Source organism: Natrononativus sp. DTA114 (genome assembly GCF_059736515.1).
Map to the genome: position 1 here is coordinate 1,015,353 of NZ_JCASSN010000003.1, position 23,124 is coordinate 1,038,476.

The 23,124-nt window shown below is 66.0% G+C and carries 21 protein-coding genes; 12 read left to right on the forward strand and 9 right to left on the reverse strand.

The genetic code is table 11. The features are described 5' to 3' along the window. Nucleotides 1-18 precede the first annotated feature (18 nt). Nucleotides 19-423 (forward strand): CopG family ribbon-helix-helix protein, encoded by a 405-nt coding sequence (locus tag AC6I6S_RS15470; RefSeq protein ID WP_497951373.1) that lies wholly within the window; start codon nt 19-21, stop codon nt 421-423. A gap of 57 nt (nt 424-480) precedes the next feature. After that, a complete protein-coding gene (locus AC6I6S_RS15475; RefSeq protein ID WP_497951375.1) occupies nt 481-1,113 on the forward strand; it encodes a uracil-DNA glycosylase family protein in 633 nt (210 codons plus the stop codon). On the opposite strand, the gene AC6I6S_RS15480 is transcribed toward AC6I6S_RS15475, so the two are convergent. Beyond that, nucleotides 1,110-2,336 (reverse strand): J domain-containing protein, encoded by a 1,227-nt coding sequence (locus AC6I6S_RS15480; protein WP_497951377.1) that lies wholly within the window; start codon nt 2,334-2,336, stop codon nt 1,110-1,112. The two genes, AC6I6S_RS15475 and AC6I6S_RS15480, sit on opposite strands and share 4 nt — an antisense overlap. Before the next feature lie 256 nt (nt 2,337-2,592). Here AC6I6S_RS15480 and AC6I6S_RS15485 point away from each other — a divergent pair, with 256 nt between their 5' ends. Further along, nucleotides 2,593-3,747 carry an acyl-CoA dehydrogenase family protein gene (locus tag AC6I6S_RS15485; protein ID WP_497951378.1) on the forward strand — a complete coding sequence of 385 codons (1,155 nt, stop codon included), beginning with the start codon at nt 2,593-2,595 and terminating at the stop codon, nt 3,745-3,747. 44 nt (nt 3,748-3,791) lie between these two features. On the opposite strand, the gene AC6I6S_RS15490 is transcribed toward AC6I6S_RS15485, so the two are convergent. From AC6I6S_RS15490 to AC6I6S_RS15515, 6 genes are all read right to left on the reverse strand, one after another. Next, entirely contained in the window at nt 3,792-5,429 is a 1,638-nt protein-coding gene (locus AC6I6S_RS15490; protein ID WP_497951379.1) for an alkaline phosphatase family protein, read from the reverse strand. A gap of 304 nt (nt 5,430-5,733) precedes the next feature. After that, the gene (locus AC6I6S_RS15495; RefSeq protein WP_497951381.1) at nt 5,734-6,306 is read right to left on the reverse strand and encodes a HalX domain-containing protein; all 573 of its coding nucleotides are present in this window, start codon (nt 6,304-6,306) and stop codon (nt 5,734-5,736) included. Nucleotides 6,307-6,484: 178 nt separating this feature from the next. After that, a complete protein-coding gene (locus AC6I6S_RS15500; protein WP_497951383.1) occupies nt 6,485-7,372 on the reverse strand; it encodes a DsbA family protein in 888 nt (295 codons plus the stop codon). Nucleotides 7,373-7,481: 109 nt separating this feature from the next. Further along, nucleotides 7,482-8,081: a hypothetical protein gene (locus AC6I6S_RS15505; RefSeq protein WP_497951385.1), complete on the reverse strand. Its 600-nt coding sequence runs from the start codon at nt 8,079-8,081 to the stop codon at nt 7,482-7,484. A 99-nt stretch (nt 8,082-8,180) separates the two neighbouring features. Then, the gene (locus tag AC6I6S_RS15510) at nt 8,181-9,554 is read right to left on the reverse strand and encodes a DsbA family protein (protein ID WP_497951386.1); all 1,374 of its coding nucleotides are present in this window, start codon (nt 9,552-9,554) and stop codon (nt 8,181-8,183) included. Nucleotides 9,555-9,773: 219 nt separating this feature from the next. Next, a complete protein-coding gene (locus AC6I6S_RS15515; protein ID WP_497951388.1) occupies nt 9,774-10,427 on the reverse strand; it encodes a nucleotidyltransferase family protein in 654 nt (217 codons plus the stop codon). Between the two features lie 69 nt (nt 10,428-10,496). Between AC6I6S_RS15515 and AC6I6S_RS15520 the strand changes: the two genes are divergently transcribed. The 7 genes from AC6I6S_RS15520 to AC6I6S_RS15550 all read left to right on the forward strand — a co-directional run bounded on the left by AC6I6S_RS15520 (nt 10,497) and on the right by AC6I6S_RS15550 (nt 18,175). Next, nucleotides 10,497-11,669, forward strand: coding sequence for an XdhC family protein (locus tag AC6I6S_RS15520; RefSeq protein WP_497951390.1), 1,173 nt, complete (start codon nt 10,497-10,499; stop codon nt 11,667-11,669). Nucleotides 11,670-11,797: 128 nt separating this feature from the next. Then, nucleotides 11,798-12,298: a (2Fe-2S)-binding protein gene (locus AC6I6S_RS15525; protein WP_497951392.1), complete on the forward strand. Its 501-nt coding sequence runs from the start codon at nt 11,798-11,800 to the stop codon at nt 12,296-12,298. A 1-nt stretch (nt 12,299) separates the two neighbouring features. Next, nucleotides 12,300-13,208 carry an FAD binding domain-containing protein gene (locus tag AC6I6S_RS15530; protein WP_497951393.1) on the forward strand — a complete coding sequence of 303 codons (909 nt, stop codon included), beginning with the start codon at nt 12,300-12,302 and terminating at the stop codon, nt 13,206-13,208. Beyond that, nucleotides 13,205-15,565, forward strand: a complete 2,361-nt coding sequence (locus AC6I6S_RS15535) for a xanthine dehydrogenase family protein molybdopterin-binding subunit (RefSeq protein WP_497951395.1) — start codon at nt 13,205-13,207, stop codon at nt 15,563-15,565. The genes AC6I6S_RS15530 and AC6I6S_RS15535 overlap by 4 nt, the downstream gene beginning before the upstream one ends. A 66-nt stretch (nt 15,566-15,631) precedes the next feature. After that, entirely contained in the window at nt 15,632-16,300 is a 669-nt protein-coding gene (locus AC6I6S_RS15540; protein ID WP_497951396.1) for an HAD family hydrolase, read from the forward strand. A 75-nt stretch (nt 16,301-16,375) separates the two neighbouring features. Further along, nucleotides 16,376-17,719 (forward strand): M28 family peptidase, encoded by a 1,344-nt coding sequence (locus AC6I6S_RS15545; RefSeq protein ID WP_497951397.1) that lies wholly within the window; start codon nt 16,376-16,378, stop codon nt 17,717-17,719. Nucleotides 17,720-17,761: 42 nt separating this feature from the next. Further along, complete coding sequence (locus AC6I6S_RS15550; protein ID WP_497951398.1) at nt 17,762-18,175, forward strand: NUDIX domain-containing protein; 414 nt, start codon at nt 17,762-17,764, stop codon at nt 18,173-18,175. Between the two features lie 118 nt (nt 18,176-18,293). On the opposite strand, the gene AC6I6S_RS15555 is transcribed toward AC6I6S_RS15550, so the two are convergent. Beyond that, nucleotides 18,294-20,273: a 3-hydroxyacyl-CoA dehydrogenase/enoyl-CoA hydratase family protein gene (locus AC6I6S_RS15555; RefSeq protein WP_497951400.1), complete on the reverse strand. Its 1,980-nt coding sequence runs from the start codon at nt 20,271-20,273 to the stop codon at nt 18,294-18,296. Nucleotides 20,274-20,388: 115 nt separating this feature from the next. On the opposite strand from AC6I6S_RS15555, the gene AC6I6S_RS15560 reads away from it, so the two are divergent. Beyond that, nucleotides 20,389-21,540, forward strand: a complete 1,152-nt coding sequence (locus AC6I6S_RS15560; protein ID WP_497951402.1) for an acyl-CoA dehydrogenase family protein — start codon at nt 20,389-20,391, stop codon at nt 21,538-21,540. A gap of 249 nt (nt 21,541-21,789) precedes the next feature. On the opposite strand, the gene AC6I6S_RS15565 is transcribed toward AC6I6S_RS15560, so the two are convergent. Then, a complete protein-coding gene (locus AC6I6S_RS15565; RefSeq protein ID WP_497951404.1) occupies nt 21,790-22,212 on the reverse strand; it encodes a hypothetical protein in 423 nt (140 codons plus the stop codon). A 69-nt stretch (nt 22,213-22,281) separates the two neighbouring features. Between AC6I6S_RS15565 and AC6I6S_RS15570 the strand changes: the two genes are divergently transcribed. Further along, entirely contained in the window at nt 22,282-23,034 is a 753-nt protein-coding gene (locus AC6I6S_RS15570; RefSeq protein WP_497951406.1) for a helix-turn-helix domain-containing protein, read from the forward strand. Nucleotides 23,035-23,124 lie beyond the last annotated feature (90 nt).

Genomic DNA, 23,124 nt, shown 5'->3' on the forward strand with positions numbered 1-23,124 from the left:
CCGTTCGTACGCACCCCCATGCGAACCAGTCTCAACGTCCCCGAGGAGATGCTCGCGGAGTTCGACGCCGTCTGGCAGGCGGAGGGGCTCGACTCCCGGTCGCGGGCGCTTCGCGAGGCGATCCAGGAGTACGTCGAGTCGCACAACCGACTCGAGGCCGCAACCGGAACCGTCGTCGCGACCGTCGTCTTCGACTACGTCCACGACGAGATCATCGAGGAGTTGCACACCGTCCAGCACGAGTTCCAGGACGAGATCGACACGACTTGTCACGTCCACCACGGCGAGTGGTGTCTCGAGACCGTGTTCTGTCGGGGCTCCGCCGAACGGGTTCGGCGGCTGGTCTACCGGCTGAAGAACTTCGACGCGGTCGGCCGGGTGACGGTGACGCTATTGCAGGCGGGGCCCGCCCGAAACGACTGAGCCGTGTCGACCGAGAAGACCGAGGCGATTATTGGGATAGAACCCCTCTGAGCCACCGTGAAGAACGTTACCGACCGCTCGAGCAACCCGTTCGGCATGCGCCCTCCGTTCGAACGAAACGATCCCGACAGCGTGCCTGCCGTCTTCGGCTACGGCGACGCGAACGCCGACTTCCACCTCATCGGCGACCATCCGGGAGTCCACGGCGGCGAGACGACGGGAATCCCGTTCACCGAAACCGACAGCGGCGAGGCGATCCAGGAACTCGCGCGCGACCTCGAGTTCGCCAGCGGCCCCGACGACAGCCCGGCGCTCACGAACCTCTTCTGCAGCTACGTCCACATGTGCACGCTTCCTGCGGGGCGGGAGCCGACTCCCGCAGAGTACGCCGAACTCGAGCGCTACTTCGACGCCGAGTTGCGGGCGATCAACGCCCACATCCTGTTGCCCGTCGGCCAGCGAGCGACCGACCACGTCCTCGAGGAGTACACCACGCAGCGACATCGCTTCGACCTCGATATGGCGACGCTGCACGCCCTCGAGATCCGCGGACGTGGCTTCATGGTCGTCCCAGTTCGCGATCCGAGCGAGTGGGAGGAGGGCGACCGCGAGACGATCCGCGACCGCCTCGAGTCGATTCTCGCCTCGGACTACCGCCAGACGAAGGGTGTGGCAACGCTGGTCGGCTAACGGCCGAACCGTTTTCGAATCTGCACTCGAAGCGGCAGTCCGAGCGCGCCCGCAAGGGGAATCACGACGAACGCCAGTAGATCCGCCGGGAGCGATGCGTAGCCCGCGGCCCCAGCCGCAAGGGCCAGTGACGGCACGAAGACGGCACAGACGTAGAGATACGACGGCGACCAGCCGGGGAGCTGGCGAGTGCGGTGGACGACGACGCCGAACAGCAGCGGCATGAGTACGATACCCGCGAGCAGCGGGCCGGCGAGTGCGGTCGTCGAGAGGGCGAGCGCCACCGCGAGGACGAGCGTTTCGTCGATCGAGACGGGCCCCCAGGTATCTGCCCGCCACCCGACTCGAACGGCCAGCAGACAGAGCACCGGAAGGGCGACGACCCCGGCGAGAACGCCGTACCACTCCATCGGAGCGAGCGGCGGCGCGACGAGTTCGACGCCCGCAAGGAAGCCGACGAGAGAGTCGACGCCGGAGCGACCGCTCGAGAGCAGGTCCCACAGCGCGGCCGGCTCCGGACCGACGGCCGTGACCTCACCGGCGAGCCCCTCGAGGGCGGCCGCGTTCTCGAGGCCGAACTGGACGAGTCCGGCGACGTACGTCAGAATCGAGAGCCAGATCAGCGGCCACGCGAAGTTCTGTCGCTGCCACCAGCGGACGAACGCGTTGCCGTCTCCGCCGGCGGTCGGTCGCGTGCGGGCCGCGCTGGCGCCACTGGTGCTCCCGGTCGCGGTGGCCGACGTGTTGGCCGTCGACGTCGTCGCCCCCGAGCCGCCGGTTCCCGACCGGGCGGTCGACCCGCTCGTGGTCCCGGTTGTCTCCGATCCGTACGCACTCGAGGCGGTCCCACCGCCGGCGCTGGCCGACGCCGTCTCACTCGCGCTCGTTCCGGCAGTTGCGGTCGATTCCGACGCGTCGTTGGCCGACTCCGTCTCCGAAGAGTCGTCGGTCGACGACCGCCAGACGTCGGGTGAGGGCAGCCCGGAGGTGCGTTTCGCGACGTAGTTCGCGTGACCGAGCCGGTCGTAGGCCTGGCGCTCGACGGGGTCGCCGAGGATGTCGTAGGCCTTTTTGAGTGCGGTGAACTGCGCTCGAGCGCGGTCGTCGTCGTTCAGGTCGGGATGGTACACCCGGACCTGTTCGCGAAACGCCTGCTTGATGTCGTCCTGGGAGGCGTCTGAAGGAACGTCGAGAAGGTCGTAGAAGTCCAAATCCTCAGTCATAGCTATGCGGGGAGGGCGTCGATGCCCGCGGATTAGCCACAGGGGCATATAGTTCCGAGGGTCACGTTATCAGAACTGAAAGCCCCAGCGCGCGACGCGGGGAAGAGTATTCTACGATGAGTCAGTATTCACGGGCAGTCGATCCGGTTCTACCGGTGACAAGGTGAGTCGGTCCCGACCGCCGCAGTCGGCCGAACATCGGTCCGAGGACTGTCACCTCCCTCGAGTATTTGGCCGTCGATACCGTGGATGGCCTATGGATCTGCTCGAGGAGAGCATCGTCCCGGAGCACGCCCGGGCGGTGAAAGCCGAGGCCCGCGAGTTCGCGAGCGAACACATCGAGCCGAACGCGGAGGAATACTTCCGGTCAGGAGAGTACCCCTGGGAGATACTCGAGGCCGGCCAGGACGCCGGTCTCGTCGCACAGGACATCCCCGAGGAGTGGGGCGGCCGGGGACTGGATCTTCCACAGCTACTCGCGATCACCGAGGAGTTCTACCGGGCGGACGCGGGTATCGCCCTGACGCTCCAGCTCGCGAGCTTCGGCTGTGAGATTACCTACGAGTACGGCTCCGACGAGCAGTGCGAGGAGTTCGTTCGCCCGGTTGCGGAGGGCGATCAGCTCTCGGGGCTGGCCGTCTCGGAACCCGAGACTGGCAGCGATCTGGCGGGAATGCAGACTCGAGCGGACAAGGACGGCGACGAGTACGTCCTCAACGGCGAGAAGTACTGGATCGGCAACGGCGTCGAGGCCGACTGGGTGACGGTGTACGCTCGGACGGGGGACAACGAGGACAACCGCTACGGAAACCACTCGATGTTCATCGTTCCCACCGACACCGACGGTTACGAGGCAGAACACATCCCCGAGAAGATGGCGATGCGCGCCTCGAAACAGGCACATATCACGTTCGACGACTGCCGAATCCCCGAAGAGAACCTGATCGGCCACGAGGGCGCCGGCTTCATGATGCTCGCGGAGTTCTTCAATCACGGCCGGATCGTCGTCTCGGGTCACGGTCTCGGACTCGCCGCCGCCGCCATCGAGGAGGCCTGGTCGTTCACCCACGAGCGCGAGGAGTTCGGCCGTACGGTAAACGAGTTCCAGGCCGTCCAGCACGGGCTGGCGGATATGCTCACCGAGTTCGAGAGTGCGCGCACGCTGGCCTGGCGAGCCTGCGAAAAGGTCCAGGCGGGCGAGAACGCCGGCTACTGGGCGGCGATGACGAAGACCAAGGCGACCGAAACGGCGACCGATGTCGCCGAGCAGGCGATGCAGTTCCACGGCGGGCGGTCGATCCTCGACGAGCGACGGGTCGCCCGGGTCTACCGGGACGTGCGGATTCCGGTGATCTACGAGGGCGTAAACGAAGTCCAGCGGAATCTGATCTACCGGCAGACGCCGACGTAGCGACACAGGTACGAAACGCTACGCTGACGTAGTGAAAAGCGCCCTCAGTCGAGATAGCCGAGATCCGCGAGCCGGTCCTCGACGGCGTCTTCCGGCCCGGAGAGGTCCTCGACGGCGTCGTACTCGCGGTAGCCCTTCGCGCCGACGTCGTCGACGACCGGCAGGACTCGTCCGTCCATCCGATCGCTGTACTTCACGCCGAGGGCGGCGAACACTGTCGGTGCGAAATCGAAGAGCGTCGCGTCCGTGAGATCTGCGTCGGGGTCGATACCCTCGCCACTCGCGGCGAAGACCCCCTGCATCTTGTGATTCCAGGGCTCGGTCGGCGGGCCGAAGAAGCCGTCGAGCAGGCGGTTCGAGAGGAAGACGTTGAAGTCGTTCGGAATCGTGACGATATCGATCGCTTTGTCGGTTCGCGGCCCCTCGAAGTACTTCTCGCGAGGGGCGACCTCCTCGAACACCGGTTCGCCGGTCGGGAGTTCCGCGGCCCGCAGACACTCGATGAGTTCCGCACGGACGTCGTCGTACTCCTCGGGGGCGACGACGCCGTTTGGCTCTCGCCCCTCGAGGTTGATCCGGACGCCCAGTTCGGTCCGCGCTCGCATGTAGGCGACGGAGTTCTCGAAGTCGACCTGCTTGTTCGCCGTCCGGGTGACGTTCTCCGGTGCGTACCGTATCGCGAGGTCGGCGAGGCCGACCTTCTCGAGGCCGCGGCGGACTCGTGAGGCGGTGAGTCCGAACCGGGCGGCGCCGGCAGCCAGCCGTTCGGTCGTACTCGGCTCCCAGGACTCGACGTCCTTCCCCTCCCGGAGGTCGTTGCGGATGGGGTTCCAGGAGGGCATCCCCTTGCCGCTGTTGGTGAGTTCGACGAAGCCGTGCTGGCGGAGGTACTCGTTGGTACGGAACTCGTAGTCGCCGTACTCGCCGATCCCGTGGTCGCTAACGATGAACACCCGATTCGGGTTAGTGCGCTCGAGGATCTTCGCGATCTGGTCGTCGGTTTCCTCGTAGACGCTCTTTACGTACTCCCAGTTCCCCTCGAACTCGTGAAAGACGGTGTCGGTCTTCTGGAACTGGACGAAACCGAAGTCCGGTTCGTGTTTGGCGGCGAGATAGGAGAACGCCGCACCGCGCATTCGAACGAGGTTGCAGTACTCGGTGATCTTCTGATCGTCCGGCACGGACTCGTCCCCGCGCGTGTAGCTCGGATAGACGCGGTACTCGCCGAGTTCCTCCCGGAGCTCCTCGAGTGTCCCCTCGGGGTGACAGGTGGGGTTCTCGGGACCGATGAAGCCGGGAACGACCGCGCCGTCGATCTCCTCGGGTGGGTGAGTCACCGGCACGTTGACGATCACGCTCGAGAGTCCCTGCTCGTCGAGCAGTGACCACATCGAGCGCTCGTGGACCCCCTCGGCCGAGACGACGGACCAGTCGTAGCCGTCGAAGTCGACGAAGCCGCACACACCGTGTTTGCCGGGGTTGACGCCGGTGTAGATCGACGGCCACGCGCTCGGCGTCCACGGCGGGATCTGAGACTCGAGCGGACCGGCGACCCCGTCCTCACAGAGACTGGAGATGGTAGGGATGACGTCTTCCTCGGCGAGAGAATCGAACACGCTCTGACAGCCGGCGTCGATGCCGATGACGAGCGTGTCGAGTTCGTACTCCCCATCTGCCGTCATCGGCGCCCGCCTCCGCTTGCGTCAGCAGGTTCCGATGATGCGCGTTCGAACCGCCGTCGGTTGGTGGCGACTCGAATCGTACTCGCTGTTGAGGTGTGCGGTTCCTTCATTTGCTCAGCAATTGGGTTCGTTCGCATATGCTTATTCGTAGGGTAAGTCGTCACACAGCCCCCATCGACCCGTCGATTGCAGCGTTAAGATATTAATAACGTCCGGGTGCCGCGGTTTCGTACGCGGGTCTGTGAAGCCGATTGACGGCGTCCATATTGAAATAAACTCCTCTCTGGCAGCGCCATCGCTCGAGTCACTCCTCCGAACGCAGGTCTTGAAACGCGCCGACGAACGCCGTATGCGAGGACAGCTCCGAGACCTGTTCGTCAACCCGAGATTGAAGCTCATCCACGCGCGTACAGAGTTCGCGGTACTCCTCATTGTCGGAGAGTTCACGCTCGGTTTTCTCGGACTCGAGGAGCGCTTTCTTCGAAGTGAGCGCGTAGTACTGCTGGATCGTGGCGTCGTACTCGGATCGGGCGGTGATCGTGTCGACCATCTCGAGCAGGTCGTCCTTCGAAACCGGTTTGACGAGATAGTCGTCGAACCCCATCTCGATGATGTCGAAGTCGGGGTCGACCGCCGTCACCATCACGATACGGCAGTCGTAGCCCTCTTCTCGAATCGTTCGCAACACGTCATCGCCCGACAGTCCCGGCATTCGGCGGTCGAGAAGAACGATCTCGATGCCCTCAGTCATCTTCTCGAGGGCATCCTCGCCGTCGTAGGCCGCGGTGACCGTACACGTCGGTTCGAGCCACGCCGCAAACAGGTCCGCGAGTCGAGCCTCGTCGTCGACGACGAGAAGGGCGGGCGACTCGCTCACAGGGACCTCCCTCCGCTCTCAGCTACCATTGCAGCCACGACAGAGCGATGGTGCTAGTCAGTGATAAAACTCGCGAAGACAGTCAATTATCCGGATAGTTTCGACTGGCACTGCACCGGGGCCATACCGGTTGCCTGACACGGCAGGTTCGAGTTCACTCACTGGCCGCGTTCGGCCCTCACAGTTCGAGAGCGCTCTCGAACACCCGATAATCCTCGGCTCCGCGAACCTCGGTGCGGAACTTGCCCTCACGGAACAGATAGAAGTACGGCGTCGCGTCGAGTCCGGCGCGGCTGGCTGCATCCCAGTCGTGCTCAATTCGAGCACTGAACTCGCCGTTCTCGGCATCCGACCGGATTCCGTCGGCGTCGAGTGAGGTGTCCGACTCGAGGTACGCGACCGCCTCGGTGATCACGTCGTCGCTGCTGTTGATCGACTCTTGAACCTCGAAAAGGTGGTCTCGAAGATCCCAGAAGGCCTCCACGTCGCGCTCGTAAGTCGCCCAGAGGACGTGCAGCGCCGCTTCCGACCACTCTTCGATGGCGGCGATCCCCCGCCAGACGATCGTGAGTTCTCCGCCGTCGATGTGGGATTCGAGGTCCGGGAAGATCTCCCGTTCGAAGTACGCACACGCCGGACACGACGGATCGTCGAACATGATGATCGTTGCGCCGTCGTCCAGCGAGTCCGGTCCGAGCACCGGCGAGTGGGCCATATTCGTCGCCGATGGATGCTCGAGTTCGTGATCGCCGTCCTCGTCATCCGATTCATCGTCCCCGTCACCGCTCTCCGCGTCACCCTCGCTCTCCGGTTCGTCGCCGTCGTCCTCGTCGTTACTGCTGTTCTCTCCGGTTTCGTCGCCGTCGCTTTCATCGGTCTCACCGTTGCCTGGCTGTCCGTTGCCGTCGTCGGCCGGTTCGGCCGCACTCGAGTCGTCGCTGCCGTCCGGCCCGGCGTCCGCACAGCCAGCGAGCAACGCGATCGCTGCGCCGCTGGCCGTGAGAAATCCACGTCTATCGACGGAGCGGAACGGAACGGCCCGTCGGGCGGAAGTACGGTCGTCCATTATCGCGTGGGAAGCCAGCCCACGAGTATAAACCGCGCGATTTTAGTTCAAATACACGTTCGGGGAAATTATATGTTTAAAGACTATCTAAACAGTGTTTCCGGCGCGACTATCGGCGGCCAATCGGACAGGCCTCCGCCTCTCCGTACTGGATTCCCTTGACGAGCCAGAACGTCGAGAGCGGAACGAACACGACCGCAGCGAGGACGAACTCGAGGCCACCGAACGGGAGAAGGGCGATCAGCCCACCCGCGCCGACGAGTCCGAGAATCGCGCTTGCGACGGCCGCCCCACAGGCCGCACAGCCGGCCCCCATCGTTCCGAGAACGATCCCCGTGATGCTTCCCGAACTGTGGGCGAGCGACACGCCGTGCTCGTTCAGATGGTAGGCCAGAATGGCGATATTGATCCCGACGAGCGCGCTCGTCGCGACCATTCCGATCCCCGCCGTGGGTTCGATCCCGCTGCCGATGAACGGAAACAGGTAGAGCAGGATCTCGAGGCGGTTCTCGAGTGGCAGCGGACCGAAGATCACCAGATCGCGGACCAGAGCGACGTTCTGGGCGACGACGATTACCAGCAACGAGACGAATGCGGCGACCATCGCGATCGCGGCGTACAGCGGCCCCGAGAAGACCCGACGGAAGGTCCATCCCACGAGGCGAACGTCGTCGCGGCGGGTCGGAATCCAGCCGCTATATCGACGCATGCGTCACCATCCGTCTGGATACGACTTCGTTTGTTCGCCGATTCTCCGAGTCCGTCGCAGTCGATTCAGTACCGCTGGGTGTCGTTCGTATCATGTGATTCATAGCTCGAGTGCGTTCGTAAAGACGCGAGCGTCCTGCGCTCCGCGGATCTCCGTGCGGAACTCGCCCTCGCGAAACAGGTAGAAGTACGGCGTCGCGTCGAGGCCGGCGCGGGCGGCAGCGTCTTCGTCTCTCGCCAGCCGAGTGGCGAACCGGCCGCGTTCGGCGTCGGCTCGGACTCCGTCGGCGTCGACAAACGATCGTCCGTCGAGATAGGCGACCGCTTCGTCGATCGCCTCGTCGCCGCTGTCTATCGAATCCTGGATCTCGAAGAGGTGGTCACGGAGGTCCCAGAAGGCGTCGACGTCGCGCTCGTAGGTCGCCCACATCGCCTCGAGAGCGCCCTCCGACCAGTCCTCGATAACCGGAATTCCGCGCCAGACGACCGAGAGTTCGCCCGCGTCGATGTAGGACTCGAGATCCGGGAAGATCTCCTGTTCGAAGTACGCACACGCCGGACACGACGGATCGTCGAACATGATGATCGTCGCTGGCGCCTCCGCGGGGGACGGCCCGAGCACCGGTGAGTGAGCCATGTTCGTCGCCGACGCGTGCTCGAGCGTGTACTCCTCTTCCTCGTCCTCGTCCTCGTCGTCTTCCCCATCATCGTCGTCCCCATCCTCATCGTCCTCGCCTCCGTCGTCGCTGTCCTCGCCTCCGTCGTCGCTGTCGTCGTCTCCGTCGTCGCTGTCGTCGTCTCCGTCTTCCTCTTCCTCGCCATTACCGTCCTCGTCGCGATCACCATCCTCGTCATCATCGCCCCCATCCTCGTCGTCTTCGTTATCGCTGTCGTCGCTATCGTCGCTTCCGCCGTCGCCGGAGCCATCGCCGTCACCGTCGTCTCCTTCTTCGTCGTCATCTCCGTTTTCCCCTCCATTGTCGCCACCTTCGTCGTCTTCCTCCGGTTCCCCGCTCCCCTCGTCGTCCGTATCACCATCCGACTCGTCCGCTTCGTCGCCGTCCGCCCGTCCGTCATCGCCCTCCTGGCCATCGTCGTCTTCGCTCGGCGTTTCCTCCGACTCCGTTCCGTCGTCGTCCGACTCCTGGTCGTCAGCCTCTGACTCGTTGGTACTCTCGTTACTCGAGTCGTTGTCGTCGTCCGTATCGTCGGCCAACTGCTCGGGGTCCGAATCGTCGTCCCCCTCGGAACTGTCGTCCGTGGCAGACTCCGCGCCGTCGTCCGACGAGTCATTTACGTCCTGACGTTCGGGTTCGGCGACGTTCGCGTCAGCGTCTCCGCCGGGACCATCGTCGCCACAGCCTGCAGTGACCGCCATCGTTGCGCTGGTTACGGCGAGAAAGCCGCGTCTGGTAGAACGCGGGCGTAGTCGTGACCCGGTCCGCTCTGGACCCTCGGGCCGGTCGTCTTCCATCGTTCGTTTTCACCGCCCCCAACATTATAAACACAATTCCGCTTACTGGAAAATATACATGTAAACAGACTATCTCAGCGGACGCGAACCGACAGTACACGAGCCAGTAACGCATTTCTGTACACTACCTCTTTTGTGACCAGCATAATATGTCATCGGGGCTTAGAGTTTGGCTCGGTATAGAGATCGGCCGATCGCAGAAGCGTACCGAAGGGCGGATCACCCCCGTTCTCCGATCGGAAGATCCGCCGGCCGATCCACGTCGCGCAGTACCCCGGGATCCCGTACGTCGACGAGTGCACTCGCGTCGTCCTCGAGCAGCAGCCCTTTGGCCCCGCGGTCGCCCGCAAGCGACTCGAGGGTGTCGAAGTGACGCCGATCGAACAGTACCGGATTGCCACGGACACCCTCGTGAGCGGCCGCGAGGGCGCCCCCGACTCCCGCAGCGTGGGCAGCGACGAGCGCGTCGACGGTTTTCGGCGCGACGAACGGCATGTCCCCGAGAGCGATGACGAGGGCGTCGATGTCGTCGCGCCTGGCAGCGGCGACTCCCGTCCGAATCGAGGCGGACTGCCGCGTGGACTCGTCCGCGACGGACACCGTCCGGATCGGGCTGTCGGCGAGTGCCGTGGCGACCGCGGCCGCATCGTGGTCGAGAACGGCGACGACCGGCTCGACCCGTGCGGCGACCAGCGTGTCGGCGGCGTGGCGAACGAGCGGCGTTCCACCGACCTCGGCGAGAAGTTTGTTCTCGGAACCGAACCGCGAGCTGGTGCCGCCGGCGAGCAACACGGCTCCGACCGAAGCGTCTCGGGTCGGCTCCGCTCCAGTCGGATCCGAGTCGACAACCGGCAGCGATCGAGGCACGGTCATGCGTGTGCTCTTAGTGCGACCGGCCTAAAGGAGTCACCGACAACGGCCGACCGGCGAGTTCGATACCCCATGGAATCCAACGTTCCCGTCTCCGAAACCGCCCTGCTCGAGCGAATTCGAGCGCGACTCGAGCGGGCCGACGGTCCCGAATCGAACGGCCGCCCGGCCGTCGTCGCCACGGTCGTCGGGGTCGACGGAACCGCCTACAGGCGGCCCGGCGCGAAGGCCCTGTTCGAAGCCGACGGCGACGGGTACGGCGCGATCACGGCGGGCTGTCTCGAGGACGACCTCCGCCGGGCGGCCGAGCGGGTGCACGAATCCGGCAGTCGTCGCGTCGAGACGTACGATCTCACCGCAGAAGAGGGCGTCTGGGGGCTCGGACTCGGCTGCAACGGCGTCGTCGACGTGCTCCTCGAGCCGCTCGAGGCTCACTACCGGCTGGCGCTCGAGCCGATCCGCTCGCGCCGGGACGTGGCCGTTCTCACGGTTCTCGAGGACGACGGCGACCTCGAGCGAGGCGCCAGAGCGTACTCTCTACCGGCGGAGGGACGAGTCGAAACGGACGACTCCGCGACCGTCGCGGAGGACTGGCCGGCGGCAGCGTTCGCCGAACAGACGGCCGAGATGGCGAGAACCGGGCGCTCCGGGACGCTCGAGTTCGCACGTGAGGAGCGACGACTCGAGGTCTTCGTCGACGGCATCGCAGCACCCCCGACGTGTCTGGTGTTCGGAAGCGGTCCCGACGTCGCTCCGGTCACCGAACTCGCGTCGCGAGCGGACTTCCGGGTGGTCGTCGTGGGCTTTCGCGGCGCCGTCGACCTCGAGGCGCGGTTTCCGGCCGCGAATAGAACCGTGAGCACCTCGCCGCGGGACGTCCGCGACGCCGTCTCGGTCGACGAGCGGACCCACGCGGTCGTGATGACACACGACTTCGTCGACGACCGGTTCGTCCTCGAGGCGCTGCTCGAGTCGCCTGCGCCCTACGTCGGGATCATGGGGCCGCGCGAGCGCTTCGAGGAGCTACGCGCCGAGCTTGCAGAGGACGGCAGGTCGGTGAGCGAGAGCGATCTCGAGCGGATCTACGCGCCGATCGGACTCGATCTTGGACTGGGGACGCCCGAGGGGATCGCCCAGAGCATCGTCGCCGAACTCCTCGCGGTCGCACACGACCGCCAGCCGGAGCACCTGAGCGCCCGCAGCGGCCCGATCCACGACCGCCTCGAATCCGACTCCCCCGACTGACGACGCCCCCTCGAGAGTGCCGGCTACCGAACGCTGATATGACTGGCGGCTGTGGCTATCCACGAGAAAACGGGGGCGGCCGTCGACCACGGCGACACCGTCGGCGCGTTCCGGCTCCGGGGACACTCATGGGCACACACGACATCACACTCACGGTCAACGGAACGGAAGAACGGCTCACGGTCGAGTCGCGAACGCTGCTGATCCACGCGCTTCGCGACGAACTCGGCTACACGGGGCCGAAAGTCGGCTGCGAGACGAGTTCCTGTGGCGCCTGTACGGTTCACGTCGACGGAGACGCGGTCAAATCCTGTGCGATCCTGGCGGTGCAAGCCGACGGTGCCGAGGTCACGACGGTCGAAGGACTCGAGACCGGGGGCGGAGACGCGAGCGAGCGCCACCCGATTCAGGAGGGCTTTCACGAAGAACACGGGCTTCAGTGTGGCTACTGCACGCCCGGAATGGTGATGACGACGGCCCAGTTGCTCGAGGACGACCTCGACCGCTCCCGGGACGAGATTCGCTCGGGGCTCAAGGGCAATCGCTGTCGCTGCACCGGCTACCAGAACATCGTCAACGCCGTCGAGACGGCCGCGAACACGCTCGAGAACGAGCGGGAGGACGTCTGAGATGTACCCGCCACAGTTCGACTACCACCGCGCGACGAGCCTCGAGGACGCCCGCTCGCTGCTCGACAGCCACGCCGACCGGAACCCTCGCCTCCTCGCGGGCGGTCACAGCCTGATCCCGGAGTTGAAAAACGGCCGCGGAAACCCCGGCGTTCTCGTCGACCTCGGCGGGATCGACGACCTCGAGGGCGCGACGACGACCGCCGGGGAAACGACTGTCGGGGCGCTCACCACCTACGCAGACCTGCTCGAATTGCCGGAGTTGAGCGACCGCCACCCCGTTCTCACCGACGCCCTGGCCGAGATCGGCGATCTGCAGGTGCGAAACCGCGGCACCATCGGCGGCAACCTCGCCCAGGCCGCACCCGCGGCGGACCTGCCGGCGGCGGTTCTCGCCGCGGACGCGACGATTCTCGTCACTGGCCCGGATGGCGACCGCGAGATCCCCGCCGACGAGTTCTTTCGCGGCGAGGGGGAGACGGCACTCGAGGCGGACGAGATCCTCACCCGGGTTCGCCTCCCGACCCCCGACTCCGACACGACCGCAACGGGCGCGTACGTACGAAAAACGCACCCGGCCTCGGGGTGGGCCAGCCTCGGCGTGGCCGCCACGCTCGAGTGCGAGGGCGATACCGTTCGCACTGGCCGGATCGCGACGACCGGCGTCACCGACCACGCCGTACGGCTCGAGCCTGCCGAGGACGCGCTCGAGGGGGAACCGCTCGAGACGGAGGCGTTCGCGGACGCCGCCGCTCGCGCCGCCGAGGGGCTCGAGCCCGACGAACTCCGCTCGGACCTCCACGCCTCGGGCGAGTACCGGGCGAACCTGCTGCCGACGTACGTCGAGCGGGCGCTCGATCGGGCAGCCGACAGGGCGCTCGCCGGCGACGACGGAGGTGAGACGCGATGAGCGACCCGCGCGACGAGCACGAGGGGAGCCTCGTCGGCAGCGGCGTCGCCCGCCGCGAGGACGACGCGCTGCTCACCGGTCGCGCCGAGTACACCGACGACCTGCACAGGCCCGGCACCGTCCACCTCGCGTTCGTCCGCAGCGAGTGTGGTCACGCCCGCCTCGAGGGAATCGACACCGAGCGTGCGACGGACCTGGAGGGGGTCCTCGGCGTCTACACCTGGGCCGAGCTCGAGGTCTCCGAGAGCCCGTGCGTGCTGCCCATCTCCTCGTCGGCGCTCGACTGCGAGCCGCCGGGGCACCCGGTGCTCGCTCGCGGCCGGGTTCGCTACCAGGGCCAGCCCGTCGCCGCGGTGGTCGCCGAGGACCGCTACACCGCCAGGGACGCCGTCGAGGCGATCGAAATCGAGTACGAGCCGCTCGAGGCCGTCGTCGACCCGGTTGCGGCTGCTGACGGCGGGGCGCCGACGATCTTCGAGGACGCGCCGGACAACGTCGCGCTCACGGCGGAACTGGGCGACCAAGAGGAGACCGAGGCGGCGTTCGAAGACGCCGACCGCGCCGTCGACATCGAACTCGTTAACAACCGCCTCATCTCGTCGGCGATCGAGCCGCGGGCGGCGCTGGCGAGCTACGATCCCGCCGAGGAACGGTTCACGGTGGAGATGACCAGCCAGTCGCCCCACGGCCACCGGCGGAAACTCTCGCACACCCTGGGCGTTCCCGAACGGAAGGTTCGGGTGAGCGTCCCGCGCGTCGGCGGCGGCTTCGGCCACAAGGGCCACCACCACCCCGGCGAGGCGATGGCCGCCTGGTGTTCTCGGGAACTCGAGCGACCCGTGAAATGGGTCGCTACCCGCTCAGAAAACTACCTCGAGGGTGCCCACGGGCGCGATCACGTCACCCGCGGCGAACTGGCGCTGGACGACGACGGGACCTTCCGGGGACTGCGCGTCGAGACCCACGCCGGCGTCGGCGGCTACGGGCTGGGCGGCGGGGCTGCAATGCCCGGCTGGTACGGGCGGCTGCTCTCGAGTCAGTACGAGATTCCGACGATCCACTGTGAGACCCGCGCCGTCTTCACGAACACCGCGCCGATCCACTCCTACCGCGGCGCGGGCCGGCCGGAAGCGATCTACGTCACCGAGCGGCTGGTCGACGTTGCGGCGCGGGAGCTCGGTATCGATCCCGTCGAACTCCGTCGCCGAAACCAGCTTCCAGCCGACGCGTTCCCCCACGAGACCCCCGTCGGCGCGGAGTACGACAGCGGCGACTACGAGACGGCACTCGAGGCGGCGCTCGATGCCGTTAGCTACGACGACCTGCGGGCGGAGATCGACGGGGGTCGCGACCGATCGGGCGACGACCTCCCCGACACGCTTCGCGGCGTGGGCGTCGCGAATTTCGTCGAATCGACGGGCGGCGGCTTCGAGAGCGGCGTCGTCCGGGTCCACCCCGACGGCGGCGTCACCGTCTCCGCGGGCACCCACTCACACGGCCAGGGCCACGGGACGACCTACGCACAGCTCGTCGCCGACGCCCTCGAGCTCCCGATGGACGAGATCGACGTCCACGAGGGCGACACCGACCGGGTCCCGAAGGGGACCGGCACCTTCGGCAGCCGGAGCACGATCACGGGCGGCAACGCAGTGGTCGAGAGCGCTGAGAACGTGCTCGAGAAGGCGAGGCGGATTGCGGCGCACGAACTCGAGGTCGACGCCGAAAATCTCGCCTACGCGAACGGTGAGTTCCGACTCGAGGGCGACCCAGCCGACGGATCCGGCGAATCCGTTTCGTTCGCCGACGTCGCGAGCGCGGCTTACGGGCGCGGACTACCCGACGACGTAGAGCCCGGACTCGAGGCGACGACGTTCTACGAGCCCGACGGCACCGCCTACAGCTTCGGCACCCACGCCGCCGTCGTCGCGATCGACGCTCGGGCCGGGGAACTCGAGATCGAACGCTACGTCGCCGTCGACGACTGCGGCGAGCGGATCAACCCGACGATCGTCGAGGGGCAGGTCCACGGCGGCGTCGCCCAGGGGATCGGCCAGGCCCGCTACGAGGAGGCGGTCTACGGCGACGACGGAACGCTGCTCACGGACTCGCTCGAGACCTACGCCGTCCCGCGGGCCGAGGACCTGCCCGAAATCGAAACCGACGCGACGGTGACGCCGAGCCCCCGAAATCCGCTGGGGGTGAAGGGGATCGGCGAGGCGGGAACCATCGCGGCCCCGCCGACGCTGGTGAACGCAGTTGTGGATGCGCTCGAGCCGCTCGGCGTCGATCACGTCGACATGCCGCTCTCCGACGAGCGACTCTGGCGGGCGATCCACGGCGAGCAATCGGGAGAGTAGATCACTGCCGGATCGCCATCGCTTCCGACCGAAACGACCAATTCGCTTTCCTCTGTAACGCCGAACGTGACAGGGTACGATACCGTTCTCTTCGACAGCGACGGAATACTGGTCGAGCCGCCCGCCTACGAGACCCAGGCGGCGGCCACGCGAGCCGCGTTCCGCGAGGTGTGCGAGCGCGAGATTTCCCGCGAGCACGTCGACGATCTCGTCGACGGCGTCACCGTCGACGGTCTCAACGAGATCTGTCGACGCTACGACCTCGAGGCGCCAACCCTCTGGGAGGCCCGCGAACGCTGCGACGAGGAGTCCCAGTTCGAGGCGTTCGAAGCCGGCGCTCGAGAGCGCTACGACGACGTCGCGGTCATCGAGGACCTCCCGCAGCCCCGCGGGGTCGTGAGCAACAACCACCACAGCACCATCGAATTCGTGCTGGAGTACTTCGACCTCGAGGCCCTGTTCGACACCTACTACGGCCGCGAGAAGACGATCAACAGTCTGCGATTGAAAAAGCCGAACACGCACTACCTGGAGCGCGCACTCGCCGACCTCGAGGGGGAATCGGCGCTGTACGTCGGCGACAGCGAGAGCGACGTGATCGCGGCCCACCGCGCGGGCATGGACTCGGTTTTCGTGCGCCGGGAACACTGTCGAGAGGTCGATCTTTCGACGGAGCCGACCTACGACGTGGCTGATCTCCGGGCGGTCGCAGAGATCGCCGCGGACGGTCACTGACCTCCCGGAGAGACCAACCGCGGCCGGGTTTCCGCTTTCCGTAGCTTCTTTGCACAGCCTGCCACCGTTCCGCCCATGACGAAACTGCCGAACGAGGTCGTCGGCGACGCACAGACGAGCAGCTTTCACTGGGACATCCTCGAGGATCTGGTCGATATCGGCAACCGGATGGCCGGCCAGGCGGGCGAACGCGAGGGCACCGAGCGCGTCCGGGAGGCCTTCGAGGAGATCGGCCTCCGGAACGTCCACATCGAGGAGTTCGAGATCGGGGGGTGGTGGCGCGGCTCCTCGGCGCTCTCGACGAGCGGTCCACGCGAGGAAACCTACGAGGCCGACTACCAGGTGATCGCGCTGCCGGGAACCCCAAGCGACACTGTCGAGGCGGAACTGGTCGACGTGGGCTACGGCCGCCTCGAGGACTTCGAGGACGCGGATCTCGAGGGGAAGGTGGCGATGGCCTCGAGCGAGACGCCGAGCGACCACGACCGGCGGCTCCACCGGATGGAGAAATACGTCAGCGCCGTCGACGCGGGCGCGGTCGGCTTCGTCTTTCGGAACCACGTCGAGGGCTGCCTGCCCGCGACCGGCGAGATCGGCTACGACAACCGCCCCGGCCCCATTCCCGCGGTGGGCGTCTCGAAGGAGGTCGGTCAGCGGCTGTTGCGCCACGGCGAGGACGGCGATCTTACCGTGGAACTCGAGGTAGACGCCAGAAACGAGCCAACCGACTCGGTGAACGTAGTCGGCGAGACCGGTCCCGACACCGACGAGGTGGTGATGGTGACCGCCCATGTGGACGCTCACGACATCGCCGAGGGGGCGAACGACAACGGTGCGGGCACCGTCCTCGTCTGTGAGATCGCGCGACTGTTGACGCAGGTCGAAGAGGACCTCGAGACTCGCGTCCGCTTCGTGCCGTTCGGTTCCGAGGAAATCGGCCTGAAGGGCGCCTACCACTCCGCGGCGAGCCAGGACCTCTCGAACGTCAAGTGCGTGATCAACATCGACGGCGCGGGTAACTCCCGAAACCTCCGGATCAACGCCAACGAGTTCGACGAACTCGAGGCGCTGTTCGAGGAGGTCACCGAGGAGTTCGACGTTCCGCTGTCGACGAGCAGCACGATCAGCCCCCACGGCGACCAGTGGGCGTTCGTCCAGGAGGGCGTGCCGGCCGCGATGACGTCTTCGACTTCGGGCTCGAGCGGCCGGGGCTACGGACACACCCACGCCGACACGCTGGACAAACTCGACGTGCGGGACTTCCGTGAGCTGTCGCCGATTATCGCCTCCGTGGCGTACACGGCGGCGGAGGAAGACCGCGAGTTCCCCCAGCGCTCCCGGGAGGAAACGAAGGAGATGATCGACGAGGGCTACGTTCAGGAACTGAAGATCGGCGGCCGGTGGCCCTACGACCAATAGAGAAACCAAAACCGCTATCCTCTGTCCGACGAGCCCTCGAGTATGAGTCAGTTCGCCCACGCCTCCCTTCGCGGGCTGATCGAGTCCGAGGGCACGTACCTCTTCCTGAAACACGAGATGCCCTCGGGACCGATCTGGGGGATCCCCGGCGGGCGCGCCGAACTCGGCGAGGCTCCCCGCGACACGGTCGAGCGAGAGGTGCTCGAGGAAACCGGCCTCCGGGTCCGAGCGGGCGACCCGCTCGAGGCCTACGCCTACACCTGGGCCGACGGCGAGGAGGGGACCGTCTCGGTGGTATTCGACTGCGATCTGCTCGATAGTAGGGAAGCGGTGGATCTCGAGGCGAATCCGTGTCCTGCAGAACCGATTACGGAGTACGCGTGGCTCGAGCCTGATGCGGTTGAGGGGCGGCCAATGAACGATTCGCTCAGGAGCCTGCTCGCCGCCAGGCAGTAAGCGCCACGGGTGTGCAGCGAACAGAGAACGCCCGCCAGCCCCACTCTACGGGTCCGTTACTCTCCGACGAGGGTTTGCTACACCGGCGGAGTTCCAGTGCGTTTCTGGTTCGACCGTGCTATTTTCCTTCGAACTCCGGCTCGCGGTCCTGCTGGAACGCAGCGAGCCCCTCCCAGAGGTCGTCCGTGGTGAACAGGTGGCCAAAGGAGGAGGCCTCGAACTCCAGGCCAGCCTCGAGATCCGTCCGTCCCGCGAGCATTGCGTCCTTGGTGAACCGCTGGGCGATCGGCGGGCCGGCGGCGAGGTCGCGAGCGAGTTCCCAGGCGCGATCCTCGAACTCGTCGTTGTCGACGACCTCGTTGACGAAGCCGTAGTCGGCCATCGTCTCCGGGCTGTAGTCGTTTCGCGCGGTGAAGATGATCTCCTTGGCGCGGCCCTCGCCGACGATCCGGGAGAGGCGCTGGGTGCCGCCCCATCCCGGCAGGAGGCCGAGGTTGTGTTCGGGCTGGCCGAACTTCGAGCGCCGACTCGAGATCCGCATGTCGGCGCAGGTGGCGAACTCCATGCCGCCGCCGAGACAGTAGCCATCGATGGCCGCCAGGACGGGCATCGGAATCTCCTCGAGTCTCCCGAAGACACGCTGGCCGAGTTTGGACATCTCCGCGGCCTGCAGGCCGTTGGCGACCGACGCGGTCGAGGCGTCGAAGCCGGCCGAGAAGGCGCGGTCGCCCGCGCCGGTGACGAGCACGGCGCGAACGTCCTCGTCGTCGACGAGTTCGTCGAGGGCGTCGTCGATCTCCTCGATCATGTCCGTCGTGATCGTGTTCATGCGGTGGGCGCGGTCGATCTCGAGGTGGCCCACGCCGCCGTCGATCTCGACGTCGATGACGTCGTAGTCGAAGCGCTCGCCGGCGGCTCCGTCGTCGCTATCGGCATCGTAGAACCCGCCCGCCTCGGCGCGCTCGCGCAGGTACTCGTCGGGCTCGTAGCGCGCGTGACCACTCTCTTCGTGAGCCTCTTCCAAGGTTTCGAGTAGCGACTCAAGGCCGTGGTCGTCGGCCAGCGTGACCGGCCCCTCGGGCCAGCCGCCGCCGAGCATGACGGCCTCGTCGATCGATTCCGGGGGTGCGACGTCGCCGCCGATCAGTTTCGCGGCCTCGTTGGCCGTCGCGGCGAGCAGCCGCTCTTTGACGAACTCCGAACCCTCGTCGCTCGGGACCTCTGCGCCCTCGCCGTCCTCGTAGTCGTAAAAGCCCTTCCCGGTCTTCTTGCCGAGTTCCTCGTTCTCGACCTTCTCGACGAGCAGCGGTGCCGGCTCGTAGGCGTCGCCGAGCACCTCGTGCAGGTACTCGAGGACGTGGAGGCTGACGTCGTTGCCGACCTGGTCGCCGAGTTCGAACGCGCCCATCGGAAGGCCGATGTCGAACTTCGTGGTCGAGTCGACCTCCTCGATGGTGGCCTCCTCCTCGCTCACGAGCCACGACGCCTCGTTCATCAGCGGGACGAGCACCCGGTTCACGATGAAGCCGGGGGCGTCGCGGTGGACGCGAACGGGGGACTTCCCGAAGTCGTCGGCGAGTTCCTCGGTGAGTTCGAGGACCGCCTCGTCGGTGTGCTCGCCGGTGATAACTTCGACCAGCGGCATCCGGATCGGCGGGTTGAAAAAGTGCATCCCGCAGAACTTCTCGGGACGCTCGGTGACCTCCGAGAGTTCCGTGATCGAGAGACTCGAGGTGTTCGTCGCGAAGATCGCTCGGTCCGGGGCGTACTCCTCGAGTTCGCCGTAGACGTCCTTTTTGATCTCCATCTTCTCCGGGACGGCCTCGATGACGAAGTCGGCGCCGCCGACGGCCTCCTCCATCTCTACGAGTGGAGTAATGCGCTCTAAGGTGTCGTCGGCTTTCTCCTCGGAGATCTGGTCGCTCTCGGCGAGTTTCCCCAGCGACCACTCGATCTGGTCGTAGCCGTCCTGGACGAACTCCTCTTTGATGTCCCGCATCGTCACGTCGTAGCCCGCGAGGGCGGCGACCTCGGCGATACCGTGGCCCATGTTGCCCGCTCCCAGAACTGCGACGGTGTTGATATCCTCGAGTTCCATGGACGGCTATCCAACTGCGACCCGTTTGAACGTTTCCCTCCGTCGAGAAGGGAACTCCGTTTGGGTTTACTTCGGGTTACAAAGCTCTTTATCGTTCAGGACGGAATCGAGGGGTATGGATTTCGGACTCTCCGACGAACAACAACAGATCCGCGAGGAGGTTCGCCGCTTCGCGGACAACGAGATTCGCCCCGTCGCCTCGGAGTACGACGTCGAGGAGAAGTACCCCTACGAGATCGTCGATAAGGCCGCCGAGATGGGCCTGACCGGCTCGTACATACCGATCGAGTACGGCGGCGCCGGCTACTCGATCCTCGACACCTCGATGATCGTCGAGGAACTCTTTGCGGTCGATCCGGGAATTGCGCTCTCGATCGTCGCCTCCTCCTTCGGCTGTGAGGCGATCATGGAGTTCGGTACCGAAGAGCAGAAAGAGGAGTTCCTGGAGCCAGTCGCTCTCGGCGAGAAGATTTCGGGGGCCGCAATTTCGGAACCCGACACCGGTTCGGACGTCTCCTCCGTCTCGACGAGCGCCGAGAAGGACGGCGACGAGTGGGTGATCAACGGCAACAAGATGTGGATCACCAACGGAACTGTTGGGGATTTCTTCGTCGTGCTCTGTAAGACCAACGAGGACGCCCCCGGCCGCTACAACGGTTTCTCCCAGATCATCGTCGAGTCCGACCGCGACGGTTTCAGCGCCGAGAAGATCACTGGCAAACTCGGTATCCGCGCCTCCGACACCGCCGAACTCATCTTCGACGACGTGTGCGTCCCCGAGGAGAACCTCGTCGGCACGCAGGACGCCGCCTTCATGCAGCAGATGCACTTCTTCGACCAGACCCGGACCGCCGTGGCGGCCCAGGGCGTCGGCATCGCGAAGGGCGCCTGCGAGGCGGCCCTCGAGTACGCCCAGGACAGAGAACAGTTCGGGCAGTCCATCTCCGAGTTCCAGGCGATCCAGCACAAGCTGGCGGACATGCACACGAAAACCGAAGCCGCCCGCAACCTGACATACAAAGCCTCCTGGAACGTCGACCAGGGCAACGACATCACCACCCTCGCGTCGATGGCCAAGGAGTACGCCTCCCGGATCGCCGTCGACGTCGCCGACGAGGCCGTCCAGATCCACGGCGGCGCGGGCTACGTCAACGACTTCCCCGTCGAGCGACTCTACCGCGACGCCAAGATCACCCAGATCTACGAGGGAACGACGGAGATTCAGAAGAACATCATCGCCCGCGAACTGCTCGGCAAAGGTTTCTAGCCACCTTTTGCGCTGCGCGCACGATTTCCGTCGCCGCGACGACGGAAATTCGCGGCTCGGCAAAAGCTGGACCAAAAACACTCCTCCCTCCCCTCCGCCCACTGCGTTCGCGTCGGATCAGTCGTCGGCCCGCTCGCTCGTTTTATTCGCTCGCGGTGAATGTGGGTGGTTACCTGCCTTTCCCCGAGTCGCGGACGCGGCGACGTGTCGCCGCGCCCGCTCCCGGCCGTTCGTCCCTGTTATCTCGAGTCAGCCGTCCCGATCGGAGTCCGTATCGGAATCGGTGCCGACGCTATCTGAGTCCGTATCGCCGTCGTCACGATCCGTGTCGCTATCGGTGTCGCCGTCGCCGCTCTTCGCACTCGAGTCCCGCCTCGAGCCGTCGTCGTCGCTCGAGCGCCGAGCCTCGGGTGTAGCCGATTCGACCCCCGCCGACCGGTTGCGCGGGACTCGGCTTTCCCCGGGTCTTCTCTGTTCGCGGTTCGGCTCATCTTCGAGGACGTACAACACGACGGGCGGCGTCACGTAGGAGACGACCGCGAGCGCCGCGAACAGCGGATCGACGAACACCAGCAGGGCGAAGATGGCGAACGCGGCCGCCGTCGCCGTGTGGAGCGGACGCTTCGTGTACGCAAGGTAGTACCGCCACAGACCGCGAAGCCATTGGATCACGTGCGTTCCTCGAGTCACCCTACGCGAACGACCGGGAACCCTTTTTCGCGTCGGCTCCTACGAGTGGCCATGAGAGAGTTCGTCTTCGCCCTCGAGTACGACCCCGGAACCAACCCGGTGGCGGACGTCCTCGAGGCCCATCCGGACACGACGATCCGGTCGCTATCGTGTCACGTTACCCCCGAGAGCCTCTGGCGGGTCGACCACGCGAGCGGGTCGCCGGAAGCGCTCGAGGAACTCGAGGGCGCCTACCGCGACTCGGCGTACTGCGCCGACTGTCTCGTGCGCGACGACTGCGGGGCCGACTGCGCGACGCAGGTGCTCGACCGCTCGGGGGACACCCTCGTCGTCTACACCTACTGGGACCGCACCGACGTCTGCACCTCGGTCCCCCACGTCGCCCTCGAGTACCTGGGGGAGGGGCTGCTGTTCGAAACCTACCGGGAGGGCCGGCGCTACCGCTGGCGGATCGTTCTCGCCGAAGACGCCCCGATCCACGACTTTTTCGACGCCCTGGGCGAGGAAGTCGGCGAGTGCGCGGGGATGGAGATGCTTCGGCTGACCGATCTCGACCCGGATCGAGGGCTCGAGGAAGCCGACGAGGACGGCGCGATCCCGGACGAACAGCGCCGCGCGCTTCGCGCCGCTGTGGAATCCGGCTACTACGAGACGCCCCGGAAGATCGACCTCTCGGAACTGGCGGACGAGCTCGAGATTCCGCGCTCGACGCTCTCCTATCGGCTCCGGCGGGCCGAGGCCTCGCTCGCGAGGGAGTTCGTTACGGAGGACGACTCGCTCGAGGCGGTCACGGCGGCGGACTGACCTGGGACGCTGACTCTCTGCCTGTACAGCGGCAATCCGTCCTCGTTCGAGGTCTTGTACCTATCCGGGGTTCTTCCACCGACTACCGGT